Raw genomic sequence first — 25,743 nt, 5'->3', positions numbered from 1 at the left:
AAATGGAATTATTTATAAAAAGCAAAACAGAAGTTGATGTGATCATCCTAAGTTTTGCGCATAACGAAGAATTAAAACTGATTACTGAAGAGTGCATCAGCTCTTTAATAGCTTCAGAAAATAAAGAAGAGATCAAATTCAACGTAGTTATTATTGAATCACAGAAAGAAATGAGTCCTTTTCAATATCCAGGAACGACTACTATTTATCCTGATGAAGAATTTGGCTATCACCGGTATATGAACATAGGGATTGACTCGACTTATTCAAAATATGTTTGTCTGTGTAATAATGATTTGCGTTTTCATACCGGATGGGCCTCAGAAATATTAAAAGCCTTCCATAAGTATTACGATTTGTCCAGCGCTTCCCCTTTTTGTTCACTTCATCATCCGAGACTTGGATTTGAAATAAATAATGGAATATATACCGGGTACCGGAGCAGGTATGAAGTTGCGGGTTGGTGTCTCTTTTTAAAACGCGATGTTTTCAGGCTTACCGGAAAGCTGGATGAAAACTATCAGTTCTGGTGTGCCGATAACGATTATGCAAATACCTTAGCCGCGCTTAAACTCAGACATGCGCTTGTTTCTTCAGCTGTAGTAGATCATTTAGACAGTTGTACGCTTGATAATCAGGCAGAGGAGACAGCAATTGCCTCCTCTGAGTTCTTTTATCTGGAGAAAAAGTGGAACCACCGCACCATGGCTGGCTGGACTAATATGTGATCCATTGGTTATTGTCCCGTATTTTTTGATAACATATTAATTATCAATACCCCGACTATAATTAATAGAATACCTACAACTGCAGGTATATCAGGTTTTTGTTTGTAAAACACAGCACCCACTGCTGTAACTAACACTATTCCAACACCCGACCAAATTGCATAAGCGATCCCTAAATCCATCCTTCTCAAAGTAAGGCTCAAAAGATAAAAAGCTGTAGCATAACCAAAAACAACAATTGTAGAAGGCAGGAATTTTGTAAACTCATTTGAAGCCTTTAAGGCTGTTGTTGCGATAATCTCAGAAATAATGGCAAGGAATAAATAGATATATGTTTTCATAAAGGCTTTAATTATCCGCAGATCCTAAGGATTTTATCTTTTGATTAATGGTTTTTTTTGTGATTTTGATTTTCAAAGGGCTTAATTGTGGTGTTATCAGGATGTAACATCGCAATAAAACCATCAATATAATCATGCGCAAATATCTTAGCCCCGGGTGTCTCTACAAAGCCTTCATCTTCGCCTTTTTGCAAGTCTTTAAAAGGATGTTTTTCCCAAAAAGATTTCCAGTAAACCATTGTTGCGCCTGCCAGAAATGGCTTTGAATCCGGATTGTTCCTGTTATTTGCATCGCCCTGCCAGAAATTATTTGTAATTGCAGCATAATGATGAATATGCCTGATCCCGCAGATATCTGCCCCTGAAGTGATCAGGAAATTGACCTGATTACTGACCCAGTCATAAGCATACCAGTCATCATCATCCCAGTGCACAATAATCTCACCTGCTGCTTTCTCACAAGCATAATTGCGTTTCATACCTATTGTACCAAGTGGTTTTGTATAAAAATACCTGATGTTCGGGATCTTTGGCAATAAAGGTTCTATTGACTCTTTTCCATCATCAATAATTACTAATTCGGCGTTGTGATAATCCTGCTGCAGAAAATAATCTATAGCAAAGGGAATATATTTCTGCCTGTTCGCAGTAGGCATAACACAGCTAACTAAAGGTTGTTCCATGGTGATTTATTTGATGTCAATTTAAAAATCATTAGTCCCTCATTGCAGGGTCAAAAGTCCCAAAAAACTAATCAGCAGATTACCCTTTCGATTTCTTTGTAACTTGGAACTGACCGAAAAATCCAACCGTAAACTAAAGATCATCTATGTGTAGTATGACATCCTTTTTAGCATATGCAGAAGCCAAAAACCGTATTTTAGAGTGTATTGACGGTATAATTATGTTTCCCTTTGAGGAAAATGCTATTCCTCAATATGTATATTTTATGCCAAAAACCTTAGCAGAAGGAGAGCTCCTCAGCAGTTTTTTTGAACAACAGTTCTTATATCTTCCGGATATCTTTTATGTACTGTATTTTAACCCGATACGGTGGATCCTTCCTGATCTGGCAGAGCGGATACATTCATTGGATTACGTCCCGGCAGGCTATGGCAGGGACCGGAGATTATTTCAACTCAGCTATTGCAGGATAACTTTTGATGTGACTTCTGTAACTCAGCAGGGGCAAGAGCCTGAAGAGCAAACCATATTCAGAGTACCCTTTTATATAGGGGAAACTAATTTCTTTATTAACGTGGTTGAGCTACCCTCTACAATGGGAACACCCAAACTTTTTGAAAAGGTAGATTTTAACTGGTAAAACACACAAAATGAAATTAATAGAAAAAATTGACAGGCATGAGGTCCTCAGAAGATGGGCAATAGGAGAGGTATATTCCGAATTCTTCAATCCTCTTTATGAGGCCAGGAGAGAAGAAACCATGAAAATGCTCTTATCTGGCAACCGGTATTTGGAAAAAGAAGGAATAGATATGGTATTGGAATTCAAACAAAGCTTAGTAGACTCCATCTCTCTATATGTCAAATGGTATAAGGCCATATTAGAAATTAATAAATCTGACCTCGATATGATCTACACGCTGCAATTACCGGGTTGGGAAAGAAATACCGATGGCTCTTACCTGGTTGCAGATGCGGCTAAAAACATTAATGAAATGCCCTATCTGGATCCCAGGGTAAGTGGTATTTATCATTCGTTAAAACAGAAAGAAGTTAAACTGCAGGGTATTACACTGCTGGCTGTAGATAAAGTAGGTCCATACGTTGCAGTAGAAGGAACAGGAAGATTAACTAGTATTTACATGGCTCAGCAATTGAACAGTCTGGATTTAATTAAGGACAATCAGGTAGAAGTAGCTTTAGGATTATATTAATGGGATATATCAACAAATTCAACTACGGGAGATATAACAGGTGTCGGAATTATTACATAAAATTATGTGCAAAACGTAATCTTAAAAATTACTATAAAACAATATGCCGCATGTTTAAACACTTCTAAAACGTAATAGCATAAGCTTCGTTTTTCTAACACTAAAAATGTTGTATCTGTTTGATTATCTATTATTTATAAATTTATTTGTTGCTTCAGAATTCTTTTGTAATTTCAATTCGTCAACTAAAAATTTATCTAAATTAATCACTAATGAACACTCAGGAAGTTGCGCTCAAATTCATTCAACTTTGGCGGGAGGGTAGGAATGATGAAGCTATCAAAGAATTTTACCCGGACACAAAAAGTAATCATGTCCCTGGTTTCTTATATACCAGAGAAATGAAGCACAAAAATGGCATGGAGATTTCAGATCCCCTGGTTATAGGCGAATTTTTCTGTTTCAGATTAAAAATGAATGTTATCCTTAAAGATATAGGAGAAAGCGCTTTAAATGAATCGTGGGTATTTGAAGTTCAGAAAAACAAGATTGTATATGAACGCTTTTTTAATTGTAATACAAAACAAATTTTAGTTTAGAAAAAAAATATAATTTGTCTTTTTGAGTATATTTAAAAATATATAATTATATTTGTGAATATTTATAATAATAATACAATGCAAGAAGGAGTAGTAAAATTTTTTAATGAGACTAAAGGTTTCGGATTTATCGTACCAGCTAATGGTGACAGTGAAATCTTTGTTCATTCAACAGGCCTTATGGCTAGCATCCGTGAGAACGATAAAGTTACTTATGATGTAGAAGAAGGCCGTAAAGGTCTTAACGCAATTAATGTTCAGTTAGTTTAAGTTTATTAACTATATAATTGACCTAGACCGGTCCGAGTTCTCGGACCGGTTTTTTTTATGCAGTTAATTTGATGCAACAAGGTCAGAAGTCCCAAAATGAGCGGAGATTATTATCTGCTTTTCCCATTCTTTATCTTAGTTATCTACAAAAAAGATACCTATGATAAAGATCAAATTTCTCTCCAACTACGATGGCTCAGAAAATCTTTTAAGAAGATTCAAAGCAAATTATGCCATTTACGATCATGATCTGGACTTCACCATTGCTAATGATTACGACTATGCCGTGGTATTTAACCGTACTGACGAACCAATTAACAAAAAAGCGAAAGTGATCACCGTCATACAGGAGCCCTCATGGAGTAAAGCACATGAGTATATCGACTTTCTATTGCATAGTGACTATGTAATTGTACATGATCCTGAGTTATTTGAGAAAACCCATAATCTTCATATAGGAGGTGATGTAATCGCTTCTCCATCCTATATGTTTTATCATGATCATGTGCCCCATGCTTTTTTTGAGACTGTGGCAAACACAAAAAAGGAGAAGAAAATATCTATGATTGTTTCTTATCTGAACAAGCCGGTAGGAAATTATAACAAAAGGATTGGTCTTTTAAATAAAATATTAGCCTCAGACCTGGATATTGATATTTATGGAAAGCGATTGGAAATTGATGACCGGAGGTTTAAAGGTGCTATTGAGTATAAATTCACGGGTTTGCTGCCTTATGAATATTCGGTTGCTATCGAAAATTCAAATGAAAGAAATTATGTGACCGAAAAATTTGTAGACTGTGTTTTGTGTAATACCATACCCATATACAACGGTGCGCCCAATATCGGTGACATCTATGATGAACGTTATTTCAGGATAATAAACCTTGATAGTCCAACTGTTATAGAAGATATCAAAAAGATTATCGAAGAGCCGGCACCCGTTTCTGAAATTAATAAAGGTATTTATTACAACAATTATAATCTTTATAAAAAATTGAAAGAAATTATCATTGATAAACGATATGATTCATAAAATAATAAAGGGGGTTGCCTGAACATACTTCCCCCTAAATCACTAATAAAGCTCTAAAGCCCCTTCTATTTCTTCATAAACATAATCCAGGTCCTCGTCACTAATACAGTACGGCGGTAAAATGTAAATCACATTTCCCAGCGGACGCATTAAAATACCTTTGTTCAAAAAGTAATCATACAATAAGTTCCTGAGGTCATCAAAATAAGAAGTGCCAGTCTCAGTACGCCATTCAATGGCAAGAATTGTCCCGGTCTGTCTTGCCGATTCAACACGCATATGTTCACCAATTCTATGGATAAAACCGGCATGTCTGCGGCAAATCCTTTCTATATTTCGCTGTGTATCCTCCATCAATAACAGGTCAATACTTGCTGAAGCAGCCGTGCAGGCCAATGGATTAGCCGTAAAAGAATGTCCGTGAAACAAAGTCTTTAACTTATCCTTTGATAAAAAGGCATTATAGATGTCTTCAGAGCAAGTAGTTACCCCTAAAGGCATTGTTCCTCCGGTCAGACCTTTCGAAAAACACATCACATCAGGTGCTTCATTTAAATGGTTAGCCGCAAAATGTTTCCCTGTTCTTCCAAAACCGGTGAAAACCTCATCCTGTATCATTAATACCTGTTCCTTGCGGCAATGTTTCATCAGTTCGTCAAGCTCTTTAGCGCCATACATCAGCATTCCTGCAGATCCCTGGACAAGAGGTTCGTAAACAAAACAAGCCAGCTGATCACTCATAGCTGATATCTGTTTTTTCAGGTCAGCTATATTTTCAGCAGTAGGGGTGTCTATATAAATCACCTCAAATAAATAAGCATCAAAGGGGGCTGTCCATGCACTGCGGCCGCTAACCGACATAGCGCCGAAAGTATCCCCATGATAACCATTATGAAAAGCAAGCACCATTTTTCTGGATTGTCCCTGGTTATGCCAATACTGCATACACATCTTTAAGGCAACCTCTACAGCTGTAGATCCGTTGTCTGTATAAAATACCTTCTGCTGATTTTCTGGTAACAAATCCAACAACTTCTCTGCAAGTTCAACAGCAGGCTGATGGGTAAAACCTGCAAAAATTACCTGATCAAGTTTTCTAATTTGTGCAGATACCCGGTCTGCAATATAAGGATGGGAGTGCCCATGAATAATTACCCACCACGAAGATATCGCATCTATATAGCGTTTGCCGTCTTCATCAAACAGATCACTTCCTGATGCGCTGACTATTGCTGTAGGAACTATAGCATGAAGCATTTGCGTGTAAGGATGCCATATAACTCTTGCATCTCTTTCAGTTAAACTTAATATATCCTGTTCTATTGAACTCATGATAAGGTAGTTGTGTTTTTTGATTTTTCTCTTTGCATAGGTTTCAGGCCTAGCAGGTCAAACATTTTCCGGTCATCATCCAACCTTGGATTTGGGGTAACCAGCAGTTCTTCACTTTCGCTCGTGAAGATAGAATTCGCTCCGGCCATGAAACACCAGGACTGTTCTTCGGTCGTCATTTCGGCACGGCCTGCACTTAATCTAACCATAGATTTAGGCATTAAGATTCTCGCAGTAGCGATCATTCTGACCATTTCCCACGAGTCTACTTTTGGTAAATCAGCCAGAGGTGTTCCCTTTACCCTTGCCAGTGCATTTACCGGAACAGATTCCGGGTGCTGTGCTAAAGTGGATAAAGTATGCAGCATATTAATTCTGTCTGCATGTGTTTCGCCCAATCCGATAATGCCACCCGAACAAACAGAAATTCCAGCTTTTCTGACATTGTTCAGTGTGGATAACCGGTCGTCATAGGTACGTGTATTGATAATTTCCTGATAGTAATCTTTAGAAGTATCCAGGTTATGATTGTAGGCGTATAATCCTGCTTCCTGTAATCTTGCGGCCTGAGATTCATTAATCATGCCCAGTGTACAGCAAACTTCCAGGCCGATCTCGTTTACGCCCTGTACCATTTCAAGAATGTTTTCGAAATCGCGGTTGTCACGCACTTCGCGCCATGCAGCAGCCATACAGAAACGGGAAGAACCAGCGTCTTTAGCTCTTTGTGCAATTGCTACCACATCGTCTTTAGACATTAATGCTTTGACTGTAATACCGGTATGGTAACGTGCTGCCTGGCCGCAATAAGAGCAATCTTCAGGGCAGCCGCCTGTTTTAACTGATAACAAAGTACAAACCTGTACTTCACTCGCTTTATGCCATTGGCGATGTACTGTTGCCGCTTCATAAACAAGTTCCAGCAGAGGCTGATGATAAATATTTTCGATTTCCTGGATAGACCAGTCATTGCGTATAGTCGTATTATTATTCATGCTATAAAATTTAATATGTGATCGGAATAGGATTAAGTTGAAAGGGAGCATCCGCAATGGACTCTTTATTAATTATGGTGAATTCAGGTAATTTGCTCCATGTACAATCTTTTGGAATATGGTAAAGCAGGACATTAAGTGTATCAAAATCGAAATCTCCATTCAGTACAACGTGCTTCAATGGGATACCTTTGCTCAACAATGCGTGAATACTCAGTAAAGTATGATTGATGCAGCCGAGGTAATTTCTAACCACTAATACTGCATCAGCACCTAAAAGGCGGATAAGATCAATCATCAGAAAGCGGTAGGAAAGCGGGACAAATAGCCCTCCTGCACCTTCGATCAATAACTGATTCTTTGTTTCCGGAAGGGAAAAATCCTGAGGGCGTATTTCAATGCCCTCATTTTTTGCTGCACGATGAGGAGAAGCAGCCATGCTGAGCTTAAAAGCTTCAGGGTGAAATATACTTCTGCTGTTACTAATCAGTTTTTTAACTTTGTCACTGTCTGTGTGATCAAGGTCGCCAGCCTGTACCGGTTTCCAGTAATCAGCTTGTAATTGTTCAGTTAGCACGGCCGAAACGATAGTTTTTCCGACTTCAGTACCGATACCAGTAATAAATAGGGGCTTATTGTCCATATAATTATTGACTCAATAGGTTAATGTGGTGACATAATTCAAGTATTTCCGCATCAGTATTATGGACATGTACGCAAATGCGTAATCTCTCTTTCCCTTTTGGGACAGTAGGGCTCAGGATAGGGCGGACATCAAAGCCTTCTCTTTGTAGTGTACGACTAAATTTAATCGCTTCATCATTACCCGAAAGGAATATGCAATGTATAGCGGCCAGGTTATCCTTACAGTGTAATTGATATTTAGGCGCTAAATTAGCCTTCAGGAGTGACGATTTATGTTTTAGTGTGCTTTGTAGTTCTGGATGAGATAAAAAGTGTTTATAAGCAATTTTCAGGGCTATAAGCTGCGGGTAGGGCAGGGCAGTAGTATATATGAAGGGACGCGCGAAGTTAATCAGGTAATCTCTCAGTAAATCAGTTCCTAATATAATTGCACCATGCAGGCCAAGCGCTTTTCCGAAAGTGACGATTCTCGCGAATACAGCTTCCTGGATTCCCAGTAAATCCACAAGACCGGTTCCTATTACACCAAAAGCATGAGCCTCATCCACGATTAAATGCGCATTGTACTGCTGACAAAGCGATGAAATTCCAGCCAGGTCAGCCATGTCACCATCCATCGAATAAATGCTTTCAACTGCTACGTAACAAATACCAGTAGTTTTTTTTAGTTTCTTCTCCAGGTCTTCCAGGTTATTATGTCTGAATTTTAACCTTGTGGCATAACTCAATCTTGAACCATCAATTATTGAAGCATGGATCAGCTCATCATGAATAATTGTATCATCCTTTTGGGGCAGGCAGGAGAAGATAGCTGAATTGGCAGCATAGCCAGAATTAAAAATCAATCCGTTTGCGGCATGATGATAGCCGGCAATCTCCTCTTCCAGTTGTTCTGCAAATTCAGAATTACCGCTCAGTAACCTTGAGCCTGTAGCGCCCGACCTGATTTTTGGATGTTTTTCCAGTTCAGTATTAGTAATTTGGCGCAGTTCCTGAGAACGTGCAAAGCCTAAATAATCATTTGAGCTGAAATCGTATAAGTTATTGTCATACTGTAAACTACGGAATGTATATTCAGCTCTTCTTGTGTTTAGTTTCCCTAACATCATGTCGTTAGCGCCGTGTTTCATCTTATATAGTTTTAGCTAAATCATCGATCCAGTTTTTATATAATACGGCCTCTATAGTAGTTATGTTTTCGGCATGTGTCTCCCAGACTGTGGAGAAATTTTTAAGCTGTGCAGTCATCTCTTCCAGGTGGCCCTGCTCTTCCAGGATGATAGAACGGACACTTACTTTGCTCTTGTTCTGGTCCAGTACTCCCTGGTAAACCGGATAGATCAGGTCTGCACGTACTTCGATAGCATAAGTTACCAGGAGATAAGCTGCAAATTTCAGCTCAGAGCCGCCTAATTGGAGGGTGTCCCTTAAATAGCGGCTGGTCATTAAATCCAGTTTGTTCAGATAGTACTTACTGCTGTAGGGAGCAAGAAGGTAGTCCGGTTCATAAGTAGGGCAGGCCGATATGCTGAGTTTAGCTATTTGTTTTTTCAGATAGAAGGCATGACGGTGTTCTTCGGCCGCATGTTTTAAAACCATATAGGTAGATGTTTCAGGCTGTTCATTCGCTGAGATCTTTCTGGCACCGATATTCTCCTGTAAAGAGAGGGTATTGAGGAAGCGTGCATGCAGGTGATCATCGCTTACTATATGTTGAAGAAGCTCTTCTAATTCCATTGATTTCATTTGTTTGGGCCAAAAGTATTACCTTGCCGGATAGTTAATATGTACCAGTTTTAAGTTTATGAGTAGTCCGGTTCAAATCCCTTTTCAAAGTGTTATTCATATCGACAGATCGTTAGATCGTCCGGTATATCTCCAAATCGCCCATCAAATGATCAATGCCATACAACGGGGGGTACTTTTGGCAGGAGTTCAGCTTCCCGGTACGCGTAGCCTGGCAGAAGATCTGAAATTGCATAGAAAAACAATTATTGCAGCATATGATGAGCTTGACGCCCAGGGATGGACTGAAATCAGACCAAATAAGGGCACTTTTGTAAGAAATAAGGGGCCACAGGAGAATATCGCCCTGCAATCTTATGATGAGAAATTTCTAACCAGTTATCCTGCTGAAACAGGCTATCGTTTTAAACAAAGTATTCTATTGGATGTATTAACAGTGGGTTCGGCCGCAGGGCTCGAATTTAATGATGGTCTTCCGGATATCAGATTACTTCCTCTGGACAGATTATCAAAGGTTTATGGGGGGATTCTGAAAAGTAAAACCAATTATAAGCATTTCGGGTACTCGCACGTAGAAGGAAATGAATATTTCAGGGAAACACTGGCTTCATATCTCAATAATACCCGGGGATTGCATATTAATAAGAATAATATTCTGACCACCAGAGGGATACATATGAGTATTTATATGGCGTCCAGTATGCTGATTGAGCCAGGGGATCTGGTTATTGTAGGGGATTTGAGTTATTATCTTGCAAATATGTGTTTTCAGCAATCAGGGGGCAGGATTATTTCTGTTCCTGTGGATGCAGATGGGATCTCCGTAGAAGCGATCCGTGAACTCTGCAAGAAGAAAAAGATAAGGATGTTATATCTGACACCACATCATCATTATCCTACTACAGTAACACTGAGTGCTGAGAGAAGGGTAGAACTATTGCAGCTGGCACAAACTTATGGTTTCATTATTCTGGAAGATGATTACGATTATGATTTCCATTATAACGGTAATTCAGTATTGCCGCTGGCCAGTGCAGATACCAATGGGATGGTGGTTTATATAGGGTCATTCTGTAAATCACTGGCTCCTGGTTTTCGTTCCGGATACCTGATTGCCCCTGAAAATCTGATCCGGGAAATGGCCAAATTCCGCAGGCTGGTAGACAGGCAGGGGGACATGCTGATGGAGCAGGCACTGGCAGAATTGCTCGAAGAAAAGGAGATCCAGCGTCACCTCAAAAAAGCAGTAAAAATCTATCAGGAGCGCCGGGATACTTTTGTGAATTTGCTGCAAGAACAGTTGGGGGAAGAGTTGAGTTTTTCTTCGCCGCCCGGCGGATTATCAGTGTGGACCAAATGGAATCCGCAATTAAACCTGATGCGGATCAGTAAGAATTGTTTGAAAAGAAATCTTCATCTGCCACAAGAATTATTGTACCAGACGGACAGCTTTACCGCAATGAGGTTAGGCTTCGGAAACCTGACTTCGCAAGAACTTGAAGAGGCAGTAGGTATATTATCTCAGGCAGTTAAGGAGAGTTTTTAATGATAATTAATGAACTTATCATTTGATAATATTACTTTTGTAAGTATTTATTTATCAATAAATTTATGAGATTTATATAAAATTTTTATTTATTTAAAAGTATAATTGATGTTTTTAAGGTTTTATTCGCATTAAGCATATTCTCCTTTCTGATTGACGTTAAATCTGAATGATTTTTTTGGGACATCTGACCCTTTTTGGGCAATTCGAATTCTGTAAATTGTTCTGAAAAATATCCAGATGAAAAAGATAAAAATCATTGAAGCCGGAAATGAATTAGGCTTGGGGGGAACTGAATATACCATTCAGCTGATCAGTAAATTTCTAAACAAGGAGAATTTCGAAGTAACAGTTTTGGGCATAAAAGAAGGCGGGGCCAGGGTTAAACTGATTCAGGATTTAGGGATCAATGTTGTCGTTTTAAATGGAGATCTGACCAGATTTGCAGCGTTACTTCAGGGTGCTGATGTGTTCCATTGGCATGGGGATGGCTCCCTGAATCCAGCTGTTTTTAATATAGTCAAAGCTAACAAGCCGAAACTTGTTTTGATGACGAATGTCTTTGGGTTATATGATCATTCAGAATTCTATGACCTTATAGATTATGATCTGTTTATATCAAAGATGATTCTGGTTCGCCGGATGTATGCTGACCGGTATCTGAAAGATAATTTCGCCTCAAAAAGAAAAGTACTTCCATATCCGGTAGATGTAAAGCATATTAACAGTTTTCTGCCATCAGTAAATCAGGTGAAGGCGTTTAAACGGAAAAATAATTTACAGGATTTCTTTATTGTGGGAAGAATTGGCCGCGTGGATAACGCAAAGTTTGACTTGATTACGCTTGACGGATTTGCAGAATTTGCAAAAAAAGTAAGTAATGCCAGATTTTTGCTGGTTGGAGCTACAACAGAAATTCTGCTACACGCAAAAAGCCTTGATATAAGCGACAAACTAATTGTTTTCGACACTACGCCTGACCTGGATAAATTAATGTGGTATTACGGCGCTATAGACGTTTTTCTCGCTGCGAGCAAAATTGGGGAAAGCTTTGGAATGGTCATCGCTGAAGCAATGGCAGCCGGGGTTCCGGTTGTAACCATCAGTACTCCAGACAGGGATAATGCCCAGATTGAGTTAGTTGATAATGGGCAGACTGGCTTTGTTGTAGAACGTAATAAAAATAAAATTGCCAATGTACTTGCTTTCCTGTATGAAGATGAAAAGATAAGAGAAATCTTAGGCGAATCAGCAAAACGGAAGGTGGCAAAAGATTATAGAGCTGATAAAATCGTCAGAAGCCTGGAGTTATTGATCTATAATCATTTAAATATACCTATAGAACCCCGTGAGAAGTCTTTAATATTAGATTACTCACAGGGGATGGTAAATGATTATATCAATAGATGTTCCGACTTATGGGAGCCGGAGATCAGGTCCGAAAGTTAGAACCACATCTTAATTATTTATCAGGCTTAATATTTATGATCTCGCTTCCTCCATTCCAGATCAGTTTTAATACAAAAGGTACATTGGAATGAACTTTGATTTTAGGTCTGTCTGTATTTTTCTTTCTTGAGTTACACCAGAAATCAATAAGGCCACTCTCTTTAAAAGGATACTTTTTAACACCAAATTTATCCGTTAAACGTACATCCCAGATGACTGTATTTTCGGGTACATCCGGTCTGAGACCGAATACATATTCAAAAAGTACTGAAATAGGCACAAGACCAGTCCAGCCGACCAGATCCTTCTGGTCTTTGCCTTTCACTTTATCGGGAGCATAATTTTCCCATAAAGACCCTGTCTGATTAAATACTTTGACCACATTATCTAAATGATTCATGGCTATTATATACGCAATAGAATCCTGTTTATACTTAGTCAGACCGCTTAACACCATATATGAGGTGGGTGCCCAGACACCGCCACGCCAGTAGCCGCCTTCGGGATCAAAGCCAGCATTATCTGCAGAAAGCGTTGGGACGCGATGTAAACGTGCAAATTCATTAGGATTTTCGAGATGGCCGATAAAACCAAGTAATTTGTCTTTTGGAACTACTTCTGCTAATAATGCCCAATAAGATGCTATGCTTTTCACATCCGAGAGTTTTCCATCACGATAACGGTCGTAAAAAAAATTATCCTGATCAGACCACATCTTATTCTGGACATAATTGGTTAGCAGTTCAACTTCTGCTATTACATCTTTCACTTCATCCTGACGGTTTAATTTTTTAGCCATGGCTATCAGTGTTTTACCTGCAAAAATCTGTTGAAGTGTTGTGTCTATCCACGACATGAAAGCTGTACTGAATTGATTAGAATAACCGGTTGGTACACGCGGCTGATTGTCCATTCCGCAACCCCATCCTGTAGAAAAATAAGAGCCATCTGGCCAGGAACGATTAGTTCTGAACCATTGATAGTATGCCAGAAGAGGGGCAAAGACACTTTTTAATCGCTCTGTATCATTAAGATTGAGGTAATATTGCCATTCTGCCCAGGGTAAAATATTCGGGCCTGTACTTGATGCGTCAAACTTTTCAAAGAGCTTATTCCCATTCAATTCTGAAATCTCACGGCAGATATAACCATCTTTTTCTTGTCTGCCGTAAAAATTATCTATACTGGATTGAAAATTAAAGGCGTGCTGTCCATAACGGCCAAATAAAACCATAAAACCAGTATCCCACATAAAAATATGCTGATTAAATGCAGGATCAATATAAGGGGATAGAAAACGATTCTCTGGTGTAACTCCATGTAGATTTGAAAAAGCGGTTTCCCAGGCCTTCCAGTAACAACGGACAACATCCTGTCGGTTTGGCCATGAGGGCTCAGGGAGCTTTGTCTTAATATTTTCAAATGTTGGTGGAAGGGTTTGATCAGCCTTTTTCTTTAGAAATATATTTTGCTCAACCAACCGGTTGGGAATTAAAGTATTTGCATAGTTCTGAGCGCAGACTACTTTAGAAAGCAATAAAATGCCTAAAGTAAATAACAATGTACTTACAGGTTTCATAAGAATAAGGATTATGTTTTTTTTTTAAAGTAACTAAACTGATCTTTAGCAACTATCCTCAACAGTCTTATAAGCTACCTGCTACAATATCTCTATCCCTTTTACTTCCAGCTCGTCAAAAATAATTGAATTGATACTGCTCTTGGTATTTTCCGACATAGAGATGTCCTTACACCAAAAATAAACCTTAATCGCGCTGCTGGTCTTATTTTTTGGAACAATAATAACTTTAGGCTCTTTACCTGTAAAAACATTATCATGCGAAATGATCACTCCTTTAATCAGTTCCGTAATTTCCTCTCTTTGAAATGGATTGCCCACTGAAAATTCGATCACTGCACGCATCTGATTATTAGTCAGCGTCCAGTTGATAATATTATTAGATAAAATAGCACCATTCGGAATAATAATTTCTGCACCGTCATCCGTAAGCAATGTGCTTGCACGGATGCCTATTTCCTTAACTTTACCTTTCTTATCACTGATTTCAACTACATCACCAATACGCACAGTCTTATCAAAAATCAGGATAATACCCGATACAAAATTACTCACAATGTTTTGAAGCCCTAAACCGATACCTACGCCCAGCGCACCTAATACCACGGTAATCTTATCAATCGGAAGTCCCGACGCTGCTACAGCCAGTAAAAAGCCCCCTATAAGCAATACCAGTTTGGTTACTATCAGTTTAGAACGCTCGCCTTTATTGTCATCCAGAGAATCATCACCCGTATCACCAAAAAAGTAAGCAATATATTTCTGCAGGAAGTTCGCCACCCAGATAATCATCAGGAACAAAGCAATGCCCCATAACGTGAATACAAGCGTTCCGATTTTACGTTTCTCCGTAAAAATAGAGACCAGCAACGTGTACAAGCCATCAAATATGTTTAGGTTCACCAGCAATAGCGTTAACCAGATCAGAAATACCCCGATGCCCAATAAGCCACGTAAACTCTTTACAACTGTTTCCCAGTCAAAATGTTCAGGGTAATTTTTTCTGATCCTGCTGCTTTTAATCTGAAGTAAAAATGCCTCAGTGATCATTCCTGCAATGACTATCAATGATATTGCATGTAATAATGAACTTACCGCACTGCTATAAAAAATCTGGGTTAAAGTAAAACGGCCAAATAAATTACAAATGATTGCAAGGGCGTTGAATATAATATAAATGATCCCAACACTTTTCAGTAATCTGTATTTTACTGCCTTAGCTTTTAAAATTTTATAACTGTACAGTCCATAGACCAATGACGCAGTGCTGAATATAATTAGCAGCCAGCGCTGATAACGGGCAGGCATGCCTAAAGAGCGAAGAATTACAGGGAAAATTAATAACACGACAAAAATGCACCACTTGTAAAAAATGTCCCTTGGCAGCCTTTTGAAAAATAAAGCTGTAATACTTAATGCCAGCAGTACATGTATGGATTCTATATAAAGTGCAGGTGCTAAAAGATCGAAAACGGGGGCCAGCGTCAGGATGAAAATTACGGTTGCCAGGTAAGGTTTTGGCCTGATGAATACTAGATTTAGTCCCTTAACAGACTCTAATCTATCTCTTTGCTTTAAACTCTTAAAGTTAAAGTACACCCAAAAGAAAAAGGCAAAACCAAGCAATAACAATAAAAACCGGGTACCCTGAGTATATTCAAAATAATAAGTGGAAATCTGCTGTTCACTTTCCATGAAACGCTGAAAGCCTACTTTCTTATTTGCCGGCTTATCTACAGATTCCCATAGATATCGTCTTTCTTTACTAAAAGCTTTGATGCTGACAGATGACAACTGATTACCTGCCGTATAAGTCAGTTCTCTGATATTGATAATATTGGCCGATGTACGTGCCTGTAAGCTATTGATTAAACTTGTATTAGATTTAATCAGGCTGTCCATGACAATACGCTTCTTGCCAAGTTCAACAAATTCCGTCTTAAACATTCTCTTTAAAGAATCTGTACGGAAGATTTTCATCAATACAGTATCCTTACGGAGACCAAGGATCTGTGTTTTAAGCGAATTTAATTTCTTCTCATAACCCTGCAGGTCGGCAAGACAACGGACATTGTTGTTTTCCAGTTCATCAAGCAGGGTCTGGTACATTTGCAGATTCTGCACATTCAGCGTCCTGTCTCCTTGTGACAAGCGCTTTTTCATTAGGGCTATTGCCGCTTCATCCTGTTTTAAATGTCCGGCTATCGGCTCCAGCAAATAAAAAGAAGAAGTGGTGACCTCTACCTGGTTGATTGTCTCAAACACTTTCCCTAACCGGAGTAAATAATCACTCTTGCTCAGTACTGTAGAGTCTGTCAGATAGGAGAGGTCACTGGTATTCTTAGCAGTCTTTTTCTGCTGCGCCAAAATCTGTGTACTATTAAAAAATAGCATCACCAGCAGGATTAAAAACCCTGGACGCTTTGCGGTTGAAAAAGAGCTGCCTATGTTCATTTATGTCTTTTGAGTTTGAATAGGTTTTTCGTAAATCCTGTATTTTTTATACGGATCTCCTTTAATTGCACGAATTGCATTATTCACCAGGTCATTGTGTTCCAGTGTCCAGGATGCCTCTGCATACTTTAATCCTTTAGCTTTGTAAGCCTTGATGATATTGCCGTATAAACAAGCCTCGATACCCATTTTGCGGTAACCTTCTACTACGCCCAATAGTAAAATCCTGATTCCGGATACCTTCTTTTTGCCCATCAGCAATTTAAAAAGCCCCGTAGGAAATAACCTTCCTCTCTTGATTTTAATCAGGATTTCATTAATATCAGGTATAGCTGCACCGAAACCTACAATCTTTCCATCCTGTTCAGCAACAAGACAGAAATCAGGGTCCAGAATCATTTTCAGATCTTTTGCCTGGTAGTCATACTCTTCATCATTAAGCGGTACAAAGCCCATATTTTTGTCCCATGCTTTATTGTAAACTTCACGAAGGCTTTCTGCTTCCTCCTTGAATTTTTTCATATTGATCTTACGGATCGTGATATTGCTGCGTTTTAAACGTTCCTGTAGTTTTTCAAGCAATTGAACAGAACGGTCATCATAGTTATCACCATTCCATTTCCATGCAATCAGGTCCACCTTTTTTGAAAGTCCTGTCTGTTCCAGCAAAGCCGGGTAATAAGATGCATTATAAGGCATCATCACTACCGGCGGAGAATCAAAACCTTCGATCAGCAAACCACAAGATTCATTTGTAGAAAAATTGACAGGGCCGATAATGGTTTCCACACCTTTTTCTGTTAACCATTTTTCTGCTTCCTGAATCAGTAATGAAGCACTCTCATTATCGTTGATACAATCAAAGAAACCAAAGAAGCCATCATTAGTATGATTAGCAATATTGTGGTTATTATTTAATATAGCTGCAATCCGGCCGGTAACCTTATCCCCATCATACAATAAAAAAGCTTGTAAAGAAGAGTGTTTGTGAAATGGGTGTGTGGTTAACAAGTCTTTTTGTGCAATAAACAATTCCGGAACATAGTTCGGATCATGCTGATACAGCTCATGGGGAAAATCAATAAACGTTTTAAGTTCTTTTTTTGATTTTACCGCAATTATTTTTTTCATATGAACAATTTGAATGGACAGGTTGATATCTGTTTATAACCCGATCTTATTTTTCGGTCTCCAAATATATTCAAATGCATAATAGATTGTATGATTCATCCGTATTTTGATCAGATCATTCTCCCCAGGCAGTCAGCATAACAGCTCTCGATCCACCGTAATTACGATGCTCACACAGATAAATTCCCTGCCATGTGCCCAGAGCTAATCTGCCGTTCCGAATTGGAATCATCAAAGAAGTGTCCAGCAAAGCAGTTTTTAAGTGCGCAGGCATATCATCAGAACCTTCCTCATCATGCAGATAATCCGGATCATTTTCAGGGACTGCCTTGTTGAAAAATATTTCGAAATCATGCCTTACCGTTGGGTCTGCATTCTCATTAATTGTGAGTGAAGCAGAGGTATGCTGAATGAAAACCTGGCAAATCCCTGTTTTTATCTGCCTGATCTCAGGAAAGGCATCAAGGATATCTGACGTAATCAGGTGGAAACCTCTTTTTCTTTCTTTAAGAAGGATCGAATGCTGGTAAATCTTCATTGAATCTATTTTGTACTGGTAATTTTATCTCTTTCTACATGCACTCTGAACAGATGGCCACGTTCAGGATAATCTGCATAATCACTAACGGCATTTTGTAAAGAATAATACAAAGGGCTGCCATAATTTGATGCCGAAAATGTGCCCTCACCTGAAATTAGTTTATAGAATTTTTGAATTTTATCCAGTCCGGATGCTACTTCTACACTCTGTTTTCCTGCAGCACTGTAACCATTCAGGTAAGTATGTATCTCTGCCGTTGCGATCAGCTTAGTCTGTCTTTCATCTAAAGCCTCACTCTTACTTACCTTATTGATAATTACATTCAGTTCATTTTTTTCAGCATCAGTCTGTATAGTCAGCAGACCCATTCTGCCGTAATCTACACTGTTAACAAAAGAGATTTTCTCACTTTTAAACAGGTTCTGATCCACAGCCTGTTTAAATTCAATTGGTAAAGAAGGGTCCATATAAACAGTGAAATTCAGCTGTATGGACCTCACTACGATTCCACTTTTGATTTTAGTCACAGCGGCTCCATTGCTTTTAGGAATGCCAAATAAGGTATTGATGTCCACATTACCTCCAAAAAAAAGATTCAGTTCATTGGTATGTGTAAATTCGTAACTGTCGTAAAGAAAACTATTGATTTGGGTAAAATTAGATTTTGCGGTCAGGACTTTCTGCAGATAATTCAGGTTAGCGTTATAAGACGGGGTCTTAATTGTACCGTCAGTTTCATCAGTTACTATACTGGTTAATACTGTGATTGGATTTAAAAGGTAATCACTGATTTTTTCCGGCTCAATTTTACTGCCCAGATATCTCCCTTTAACAATTGCCCCAGGATAAATATTTTTCTCAAAAGAGGGTAAAACGGCGAGTGTATTTCCACCGGAGAATGATAACACAATCGTATGGCTTACCTTATCGGACCATACACTGTCTCTTAAAAAATTAAGTCCGCTTGTTGCAGCTAGTCCCTGTAATTTGATATATGGATCTGCAGGCTCACCTGGTGTTACTGGTGGTACAACAACAGGGGGCACCACTACCGGTGGGTTTGGGGTAACAGGTGGCGGATCTGTTTTACTGCACGCAGATATTATAATAAGTAAAAATAAAATAACAGAAGGTATGTTGAATTTTCTCATGGTTAAGTTAGATATATTCCGAAGATAATAATTATATAAGCTAAAAGTGGTGACATCAGAATTAATTTTAAATAATAACGGGCATCCATCAGAATGCCCGTTATTATTTAACAAATTGAAATCTATTTTTACATTTAACCTGTTTACCAGCGTTTCATGATTTCTGTAGACAGGGGAGAAGAATAAGTTGTTGATCTGACAAGACCCTGGAAATCATTGCCTCCATAATAATCAGTGCCCTTTAGCAAATAGAAAAATGAATATCCTGCAAAGTTTCTCCAGGCATCAGGCATATCTTCTATTGGTCTTGACCCCACAACGATATAGGTTTGGTGTAAAGTATTGTTTAAACGTGGGTTACCCCATGATAGTCCCATGTCAATATCCTGTGGCAGGACGAAGTACTTATTAAGTCCGGCAATATTGAAAGTTATTCTTGCAGGGGCTACAACCGGAATTGTTAAAGCCTGATCCGCAAAAAATCTGAGGTTCAGATCTTCAAGATTAGTCGATTTGTTTAATGTGATATCAAAAGCAGGATAAATCATTTTCACAGGCACATCAATTTTAAAGGTATTGTTGATTACCTTATTGTCTTTTAATGATTTCAGTTTGAATGAAATAGGTACCCCTGGTGTTTGTGGGGTAAAAGTATTTCCTCTTTTAACAAAAGCACTCAATTCATCGAAAGAGAAAATGCTTTTGATGGCTTCAGCCCCATTCACGCCTACAAAATAGATTTTCATGGTTGAATTGTTAATCATACTGATCTCAGTAGAATTCAGGTTTGATCCTCCGGAAGCCAGCCCGCCCAGTATAGAAAATGCTTTGGTAAAAGTATTTTTCAGCACTGTACTATTTTCGGTGCTCTCTATAATGAGTACACCTGTCGATCCATAAGTAATATTGCTAACATAGGCAGGCCAGTAACCATCCAGAGCACTTAAATTTAAATTTTCATACAATTCTCCCTTTTCCGGGATATCCATGTCCAGTGAAAAGTTCTTTTGTGTGAACTTAATAGCGAGGCCGGAATTCTTTGATATTTTCTGGGTATCAGTCCCTGTTGAGGTTCCTGAACTCCAGAATAAGGCTCCTACATTTGCATTGGAACCGAAAATTTGTTTCAATTCATCATAATAGGTGAAATCCTGGTAAACAAAACTATAAGCTGCCTTTTGAAGACCAGTCACGCCATTATTTATTAATAGGTTGCTATAGAATTGTGTGGTAGTCATCTCATTTGGATTGAGGACACTGCTCACAGTTTTTCCCGGGAAGGAAATAGAAGCACTTATGGGTCTGGATTCATAATGCCCTAAGCGTTCAGATAGCGGGATCATATCCAGTGAGGCAATACTATTTCCTCTGATCATTGAGCCCAGATAAAAATTATCCCTTTGTCCTGACCAGCTGGGCAGCATGAGGAACTCATCTGTATAACCACTATATGTTATACCTGCGTCGTCTCCAAGCCAGAAAACATCATTATTCCGGTGAATAGAGCCAATTTCTCTGTCATGTATAGAGATGCCCCCATTCAGATCGCTTAATTTCTGTGAATTCGGATGAGCTTTTGAAGCATCATACTTTCCTGAATAGGGCTCGAAAGCCGAAAGGGTTCCCTGAGCAATAGTAATATGTCCGCCTTCAGGGGACTTTAGATCACCAGAAGTACCTGTGGTACCTTTACCCTGGATGATTTCCTTCTTACAGGAAGAAGAAATCATCATAACTAACAATAGCAATACGCTAAATCTTTTCATTTTAATTTTTCATTAGGTTTAATTAAAGCGAAAATAGATAATTATATTATTATTTAATGTTAATCTTTGATTGTTTTATTTCTTTTATTGGTGTTTAATGTCAGATTGTGAACTTGTTCTTATCTCTTTTGGAAATTTTTTTAAACATAAAAGGAGCCGGGGCTCCTTTTTTTTCTGATATAATTTTTTTAGTTGAAAATGCTTACCATTTTTTCATTATCTCAGAAGCCAGATTACTATAGTAATTGATCGATCTGGACAATACCTGGGGATCATTTCCTCCAAAATAATCAGTCCCTCTTAGTAGATAAGCATGTGTATCAAATGCAGGGTTATACATTGGAGAGCCTATTCCGCTATTTGAAAAAACAAGAGTTCTGGTCTTATGTGAAGTATTGTTTATTGTAAATGGGGCCCATGAAATTCCTTCTGATTCAATGTCTCCGGGCATTACTAGGTTTCTGGCGATACCTGCAATGTTAAAAGTTATTCTTGCAGGTGCCACAACTGGAATTTTCAATTCACGATCAGCATAGAATTTGACATACAGATCGTTTGTTTTTGCAGAAGTATTTATCTCAAAGTCAAGTGCGGGATAAATTATTTTTACAGGAACATCAATTTTAAAAGTATTATTTATTGTTTTGTTGTCCTTTAATGATTTCATCTTAAATGATATAGGTACTCCCGGAGATTGTGCAGTAAAAGTAGCCCCCCTTTTAACAAATGCGACTAATTCGTCAAAAGAGTAAATAGTCTTAATCGCTTCAGCTCCATTGATACCTATGAAGTAGATTTTCATAGTTGAATTATTGATTGTGTTTATCTCTGCTGAACTGAGGTTTGATCCTCCTGAAATAACCCCGCCAAGTACCGAGAAAGCCTTAGTATAGGTGCTTTTTAGTATTGTACTATTTTCGGCACTCTCAATAACCAGCATGCCAGTCGACCCATAGGTAATAGTGCTAACATAGGCAGGCCAGTAGCCATCTACTGCACCTAAATTTAAATTCTCGTATAACTCTCCCTTTTCTGGAATGTCCATGTCTAATGAAAAATTCTTTTGTGTGAATTTCACGGCAAGTCCGGAATTCTTTGATATTTTATGAAGATCATTTCCATTAGATGTCTCAGAACCAAAAAATAGTAAACCCACATTTGCATTGGAACCGAAGATTTGTTTCAATTCATCATAGTAAGTAAATTCCTGGTAATTAAAGCTAAATGCAGCATTTTGAGTGTTTGATAAACCATTGTTTACTAATAGTTTGCTGTAAAATTCTGTTGTAGTCAGTTCATTTGGATTGAGTATGCCTGTCACAACTTTTCCAGGTAAAGAAATAGAAGCGCTTATTGGCCTTGATTCATAATGCCCCAGGCGTTCAGAAAGTGGAATCATCTCAAGAGAAGCAATACTATTTCCTTTAATCAGTGACCCCAGGTAGAAATTATCTCTTTGTCCTGACCAGGCAGGTAACATTAAAAATTCATCTGTATAACCAGAAAATGTTCTACCAGCGTTATCTCCAACCCATGAACTGTCCTTTTCTAAATGCACAGAATTTGTTTCTTTATCATTCATCGCTGTAAAAGAAATCAAATTGCTGGTTATAGTACTTGATCTTTGTGAATTTTGTTGGGGTGATGATAGATCAGATTCTTTAAAAAAGCGTTTAAAGGATGAAATCGTTCCCTGTGTGATCATGATATGTCCTCCTTCAGGAGATTTCAAATCATCATAAGTACGCGGAGTACTTTTACTTTGTATAATTTCCTTCTTACAAGAAGAAGAAATCATTATAACTAACAATAGCAATGCACTAAATCTTTTCATTTTAATTTTTCATTAAGTTTGATTAAAGCGAAAATGAATAATTTAATTGTTAATCATTAACTATTTTTTTTGTGTTTGATGTTTTTTTATCTTATATGAAAAAAAAATATAGCAAAACAAAAGGGAGCTAAAGCTCCCTTTTAAATTTCTAAAGATTAGAATACTTATTAGTAGTTAATCGTATAAGTTAAGTTATAAGTACGTCCTCTGCCATTGTAATAATAAAGTGCAGGATCTCCTAAACCTTTATATAAAAACTGTGCACGTTGACTCCAGATAGTCTGGTATTCCTTATTTAATAAGTTCTGTACTCCAAAAGATAATCTTCCAAGAGGTAATTTAACATTACCCAACAAATCTAATGTAGTGTACCCTTTAAATTTATTGTCTAAATAATCTTTAGTATCAAATGAACGGAAAACCTGAGCTTTAAACCCTATAATTTTACTATTCCATCCAACAAAAGCTACCGCCTTTGAGGTACTGATATTGCCAATAGTCTGTAATTTCCAGGAATTATCCTGTTTAAACTGTGATTTAATATACAGACCATTTCCACCGATCTCAAAGCCATTTGACAAATTCACAGATAAAGAACCCTCAGCACCAAAATTACGTTGTTTACGATCAATTACCTGTACGGAGAAAGTTGTAAGATCTGTTTGCATATCTTTATCAGACCAGGTATAGAATGCTGCAACCTGCGCATTGATAATCTTACTGCGGTGACGCCATCCTGTTTCTAACTGATTTGTTTTTAAGCCAGTTAAAGGAGAATTCGCTACACTCGTTCCCTGAACCAAATCCCAGTGTGTGCCATTTAATTTATAAGTACCCTGGCCATAATATTTCGCTGGATCAGCTAAATTAAAACCTTGCGCAAAATTAACCCATATTTGTTCCGGAGCAGAGATTTTATAAACCAATCCGCCATTTAACAGGTTGACATCATAGTGACTTTTACCTCCGGGTATTGGTGTTGCCGTTTTGCCGCGACCATATACAATAGATGCCTGAGCATTAATACCGACAATATCACCGACATTTACATACATTCTTTGTTGTCTGATACCTCCGGACAAAGTCAACCTGGTCGTTAGGTTCCATTGTGCCTGCATAAAACCAGAAAGACTATTAATATTCACACCAGGATAACGTGGAACGGTTGCTATACCATTATTGGTCAGCCCTCCGCTTGCAAAAGATGAAGGCAGATCAAACATAGTTTGATCACCATTGAATTTTTCATTATCAGCATCAACACCATACGTTAAATTAAACGCTGACCATTGCTTTGCCAATACTAATTTTAAAGCACTGTATCTTGTACTTTGAACCGTAGAACCATTATAAAGGAACTGATTACTTTTTACAATATTGTCTCTAACTTGTGCGGGGAAAGGGTGGAAGCTGAATTTTTCATTTCTGCTTGAGACCTGAATATATAAATCCTGTCCGCCAAGGATGTCAGCAGCATGATAATCTGCATTGATAGATGCACGTGATGATTGCGGTTTAACAGAAGAAGTAAAACCATCTCTCATTTCCAAAACATTTGGATTGGTTCCCGGGGTGAAAATAGAATAATTAGTACCCAGGAAAAGATCTCTTGTACCTGTATAACCAGAATTATAATATTGTGCATTAACCTTTAAAGTCTGTTTGGGGGTCAATTTGAATTCTGTATTCGCAAAAATATCAAAAGACTGGTTATACTGTAAATCAGTTTGTGTGATATCAGTAAAGATCTGTTTGTTCGTTGCATCAAAGGCAGCATTGTTTTTTTGATAAGCAATACCAATTCTTCCTTTGAAGTTGTCACTCCCTCCGGAAATTGATTGAGCAAAACGAACATCATGATCCGATTTCTGTTGTAAACCACTGCGCACACCTGCCTCAGATGTGAAGGCTAACGGGCCTTCCTGTCCTTTTTTAGTGATAATATTGATAATACCACCTGTTGCACCACCACCGTACAGAGAACTTGCTCCAGAAAGCACTTCAATCCTTTCAATATTAAAAGGGTCTACTGAATCAAACTGTCTTGCATTGGCCCTTGTACTGTTTAAAGAAACGCCATCAATCATCACCAGTACATTTCTTCCTCTCAGGTTCTGACCAAAACTGCTTCGTCCTTCAGAACCCGCATCAAGACCAGGAATAAGTTTTCCTAAAGCTTCTTTTAAGCTGACCCCACCTTTAATCTGTTCTTGTAAACGGGCATTATCGATAATCCAGACTGTTCCAGGGATTTCACTGATTTTACCTGGCTTACGTGAAGAAACCACTGCCACTTCATCCATCGTATTGGTTGCTTTAAGTACCGTTTCCAGGTTCAGCTGCTGATCTTTGGTCAAACTTATTTTTCTTGTAAACTGGTTATAACCAATGTAGCTGATAATCAGGTTATAGCTGCCTGCTTCAAGTTTTAATTCAAAGTGTCCGTCTTTGTCAGTACTGGTTTCGAGTCTCTTACCTTCAATTTTGATATTTGCACCGCTTAATGGCTCGGTGTCATTACTTACAGTTCCACTTACAGTCTGGGCTTTAACCCCTGCTGTAAAAGCAATCGTAAGCAGTAAAATTAAGTATAGATTTCTTCTCATATGTTGTTTTTTAGATAATTACAGCGCAAAGCAATGATTTATTTGGATTAATTCCAAACAATACTTTATTTTTATATTTTTGACGCAAATCACAGA

General features: G+C 38.2%; 23 protein-coding genes. 8 read left to right on the top strand and 15 right to left on the bottom strand.

Annotation, left to right across the window (positions count from 1 at the left end; translation table 11 throughout):
- Positions 1-2: 2 nt before the first annotated feature.
- Complete coding sequence (locus tag HDE68_RS18305) at positions 3-728, top strand: glycosyltransferase family 2 protein (protein ID WP_183883678.1); 726 nt, start codon at positions 3-5, stop codon at positions 726-728.
- A gap of 8 nt (positions 729-736) precedes the next feature.
- Here the strand turns inward: HDE68_RS18305 and HDE68_RS18300 are convergent, their stop codons facing one another.
- A complete protein-coding gene (locus HDE68_RS18300; RefSeq protein WP_183883677.1) occupies positions 737-1,069 on the bottom strand; it encodes a DMT family transporter in 333 nt (110 codons plus the stop codon).
- A 44-nt stretch (positions 1,070-1,113) separates the two neighbouring features.
- A complete protein-coding gene (locus HDE68_RS18295; protein WP_183883676.1) occupies positions 1,114-1,752 on the bottom strand; it encodes a glycosyltransferase family 2 protein in 639 nt (212 codons plus the stop codon).
- Positions 1,753-1,907: 155 nt separating this feature from the next.
- Between HDE68_RS18295 and HDE68_RS18290 the strand changes: the two genes are divergently transcribed.
- The 5 genes from HDE68_RS18290 (at position 1,908) to HDE68_RS18270 (ending at position 4,872) form a co-directional block, all read left to right on the top strand.
- On the top strand, positions 1,908-2,393 hold the full coding sequence (locus tag HDE68_RS18290) for a hypothetical protein (protein WP_183883675.1): 486 nt from the start codon (positions 1,908-1,910) through the stop codon (positions 2,391-2,393).
- Between the two features lie 10 nt (positions 2,394-2,403).
- Complete coding sequence (locus HDE68_RS18285) at positions 2,404-2,967, top strand: hypothetical protein (RefSeq protein WP_183883674.1); 564 nt, start codon at positions 2,404-2,406, stop codon at positions 2,965-2,967.
- 272 nt (positions 2,968-3,239) lie between these two features.
- Positions 3,240-3,566: a SnoaL-like domain-containing protein gene (locus HDE68_RS18280; RefSeq protein WP_183883673.1), complete on the top strand. Its 327-nt coding sequence runs from the start codon at positions 3,240-3,242 to the stop codon at positions 3,564-3,566.
- A gap of 78 nt (positions 3,567-3,644) precedes the next feature.
- A complete protein-coding gene (locus HDE68_RS18275) occupies positions 3,645-3,836 on the top strand; it encodes a cold-shock protein (protein ID WP_068396992.1) in 192 nt (63 codons plus the stop codon).
- 160 nt (positions 3,837-3,996) lie between these two features.
- Positions 3,997-4,872 carry a glycosyltransferase family 10 domain-containing protein gene (locus HDE68_RS18270; protein ID WP_183883672.1) on the top strand — a complete coding sequence of 292 codons (876 nt, stop codon included), beginning with the start codon at positions 3,997-3,999 and terminating at the stop codon, positions 4,870-4,872.
- Positions 4,873-4,914: 42 nt separating this feature from the next.
- On the opposite strand, the gene bioA is transcribed toward HDE68_RS18270, so the two are convergent.
- The 5 genes from bioA to HDE68_RS18245 are packed head-to-tail and all read right to left on the bottom strand — an operon-like array spanning position 4,915 to position 9,581.
- Entirely contained in the window at positions 4,915-6,204 is a 1,290-nt protein-coding gene (bioA, locus tag HDE68_RS18265) for an adenosylmethionine--8-amino-7-oxononanoate transaminase (protein WP_183883671.1), read from the bottom strand.
- Positions 6,201-7,199 carry a biotin synthase BioB gene (bioB, locus tag HDE68_RS18260; RefSeq protein ID WP_183883670.1) on the bottom strand — a complete coding sequence of 333 codons (999 nt, stop codon included), beginning with the start codon at positions 7,197-7,199 and terminating at the stop codon, positions 6,201-6,203. Before bioB ends, bioA begins: the two co-directional genes overlap by 4 nt.
- 10 nt (positions 7,200-7,209) lie before the next feature.
- Positions 7,210-7,842, bottom strand: a complete 633-nt coding sequence (bioD, locus tag HDE68_RS18255) for a dethiobiotin synthase (protein WP_183883669.1) — start codon at positions 7,840-7,842, stop codon at positions 7,210-7,212.
- Positions 7,843-7,846: 4 nt separating this feature from the next.
- Positions 7,847-8,974, bottom strand: a complete 1,128-nt coding sequence (locus HDE68_RS18250) for an aminotransferase class I/II-fold pyridoxal phosphate-dependent enzyme (RefSeq protein WP_183883668.1) — start codon at positions 8,972-8,974, stop codon at positions 7,847-7,849.
- Between the two features lies 1 nt (position 8,975).
- The gene (locus tag HDE68_RS18245) at positions 8,976-9,581 is read right to left on the bottom strand and encodes a hypothetical protein (RefSeq protein WP_183883667.1); all 606 of its coding nucleotides are present in this window, start codon (positions 9,579-9,581) and stop codon (positions 8,976-8,978) included.
- A gap of 67 nt (positions 9,582-9,648) precedes the next feature.
- On the opposite strand from HDE68_RS18245, the gene HDE68_RS18240 reads away from it, so the two are divergent.
- Positions 9,649-11,136: a PLP-dependent aminotransferase family protein gene (locus tag HDE68_RS18240; RefSeq protein ID WP_183883666.1), complete on the top strand. Its 1,488-nt coding sequence runs from the start codon at positions 9,649-9,651 to the stop codon at positions 11,134-11,136.
- Between the two features lie 240 nt (positions 11,137-11,376).
- Positions 11,377-12,585 carry a glycosyltransferase family 4 protein gene (locus tag HDE68_RS18235; RefSeq protein WP_183883665.1) on the top strand — a complete coding sequence of 403 codons (1,209 nt, stop codon included), beginning with the start codon at positions 11,377-11,379 and terminating at the stop codon, positions 12,583-12,585.
- Between the two features lie 13 nt (positions 12,586-12,598).
- Here HDE68_RS18235 and HDE68_RS18230 read toward each other — a convergent pair whose 3' ends face one another.
- The 8 genes from HDE68_RS18230 to HDE68_RS18195 all read right to left on the bottom strand — a co-directional run bounded on the left by HDE68_RS18230 (position 12,599) and on the right by HDE68_RS18195 (position 25,647).
- Positions 12,599-14,164, bottom strand: coding sequence for an MGH1-like glycoside hydrolase domain-containing protein (locus tag HDE68_RS18230; protein ID WP_183883664.1), 1,566 nt, complete (start codon positions 14,162-14,164; stop codon positions 12,599-12,601).
- An 81-nt stretch (positions 14,165-14,245) separates the two neighbouring features.
- Positions 14,246-16,558, bottom strand: coding sequence for a mechanosensitive ion channel family protein (locus HDE68_RS18225; protein WP_183883663.1), 2,313 nt, complete (start codon positions 16,556-16,558; stop codon positions 14,246-14,248).
- A 60-nt stretch (positions 16,559-16,618) separates the two neighbouring features.
- On the bottom strand, positions 16,619-17,749 hold the full coding sequence (locus tag HDE68_RS18220) for a GNAT family N-acetyltransferase (RefSeq protein ID WP_183883662.1): 1,131 nt from the start codon (positions 17,747-17,749) through the stop codon (positions 16,619-16,621).
- Between the two features lie 115 nt (positions 17,750-17,864).
- Entirely contained in the window at positions 17,865-18,287 is a 423-nt protein-coding gene (locus HDE68_RS18215; RefSeq protein ID WP_183883661.1) for a secondary thiamine-phosphate synthase enzyme YjbQ, read from the bottom strand.
- Between the two features lie 5 nt (positions 18,288-18,292).
- Positions 18,293-19,441 carry a thiol-activated cytolysin family protein gene (locus tag HDE68_RS18210; protein WP_183883660.1) on the bottom strand — a complete coding sequence of 383 codons (1,149 nt, stop codon included), beginning with the start codon at positions 19,439-19,441 and terminating at the stop codon, positions 18,293-18,295.
- 143 nt (positions 19,442-19,584) lie between these two features.
- A complete protein-coding gene (locus tag HDE68_RS18205) occupies positions 19,585-21,207 on the bottom strand; it encodes a thiol-activated cytolysin family protein (RefSeq protein ID WP_183883659.1) in 1,623 nt (540 codons plus the stop codon).
- A gap of 202 nt (positions 21,208-21,409) precedes the next feature.
- Positions 21,410-23,041, bottom strand: a complete 1,632-nt coding sequence (locus HDE68_RS18200; RefSeq protein WP_183883658.1) for a thiol-activated cytolysin family protein — start codon at positions 23,039-23,041, stop codon at positions 21,410-21,412.
- A 167-nt stretch (positions 23,042-23,208) separates the two neighbouring features.
- A complete protein-coding gene (locus HDE68_RS18195) occupies positions 23,209-25,647 on the bottom strand; it encodes a TonB-dependent receptor (protein ID WP_183883657.1) in 2,439 nt (812 codons plus the stop codon).
- Positions 25,648-25,743: the final 96 nt, after the last annotated feature.

Origin of the sequence: Pedobacter cryoconitis (assembly GCF_014200605.1) — a bacterium.
Classification (GTDB): domain Bacteria; phylum Bacteroidota; class Bacteroidia; order Sphingobacteriales; family Sphingobacteriaceae; genus Pedobacter; species Pedobacter cryoconitis_B.
Note: the sequence above shows the minus strand (reverse complement) of the source record. Positions and strands in the feature narration are given on the sequence as shown.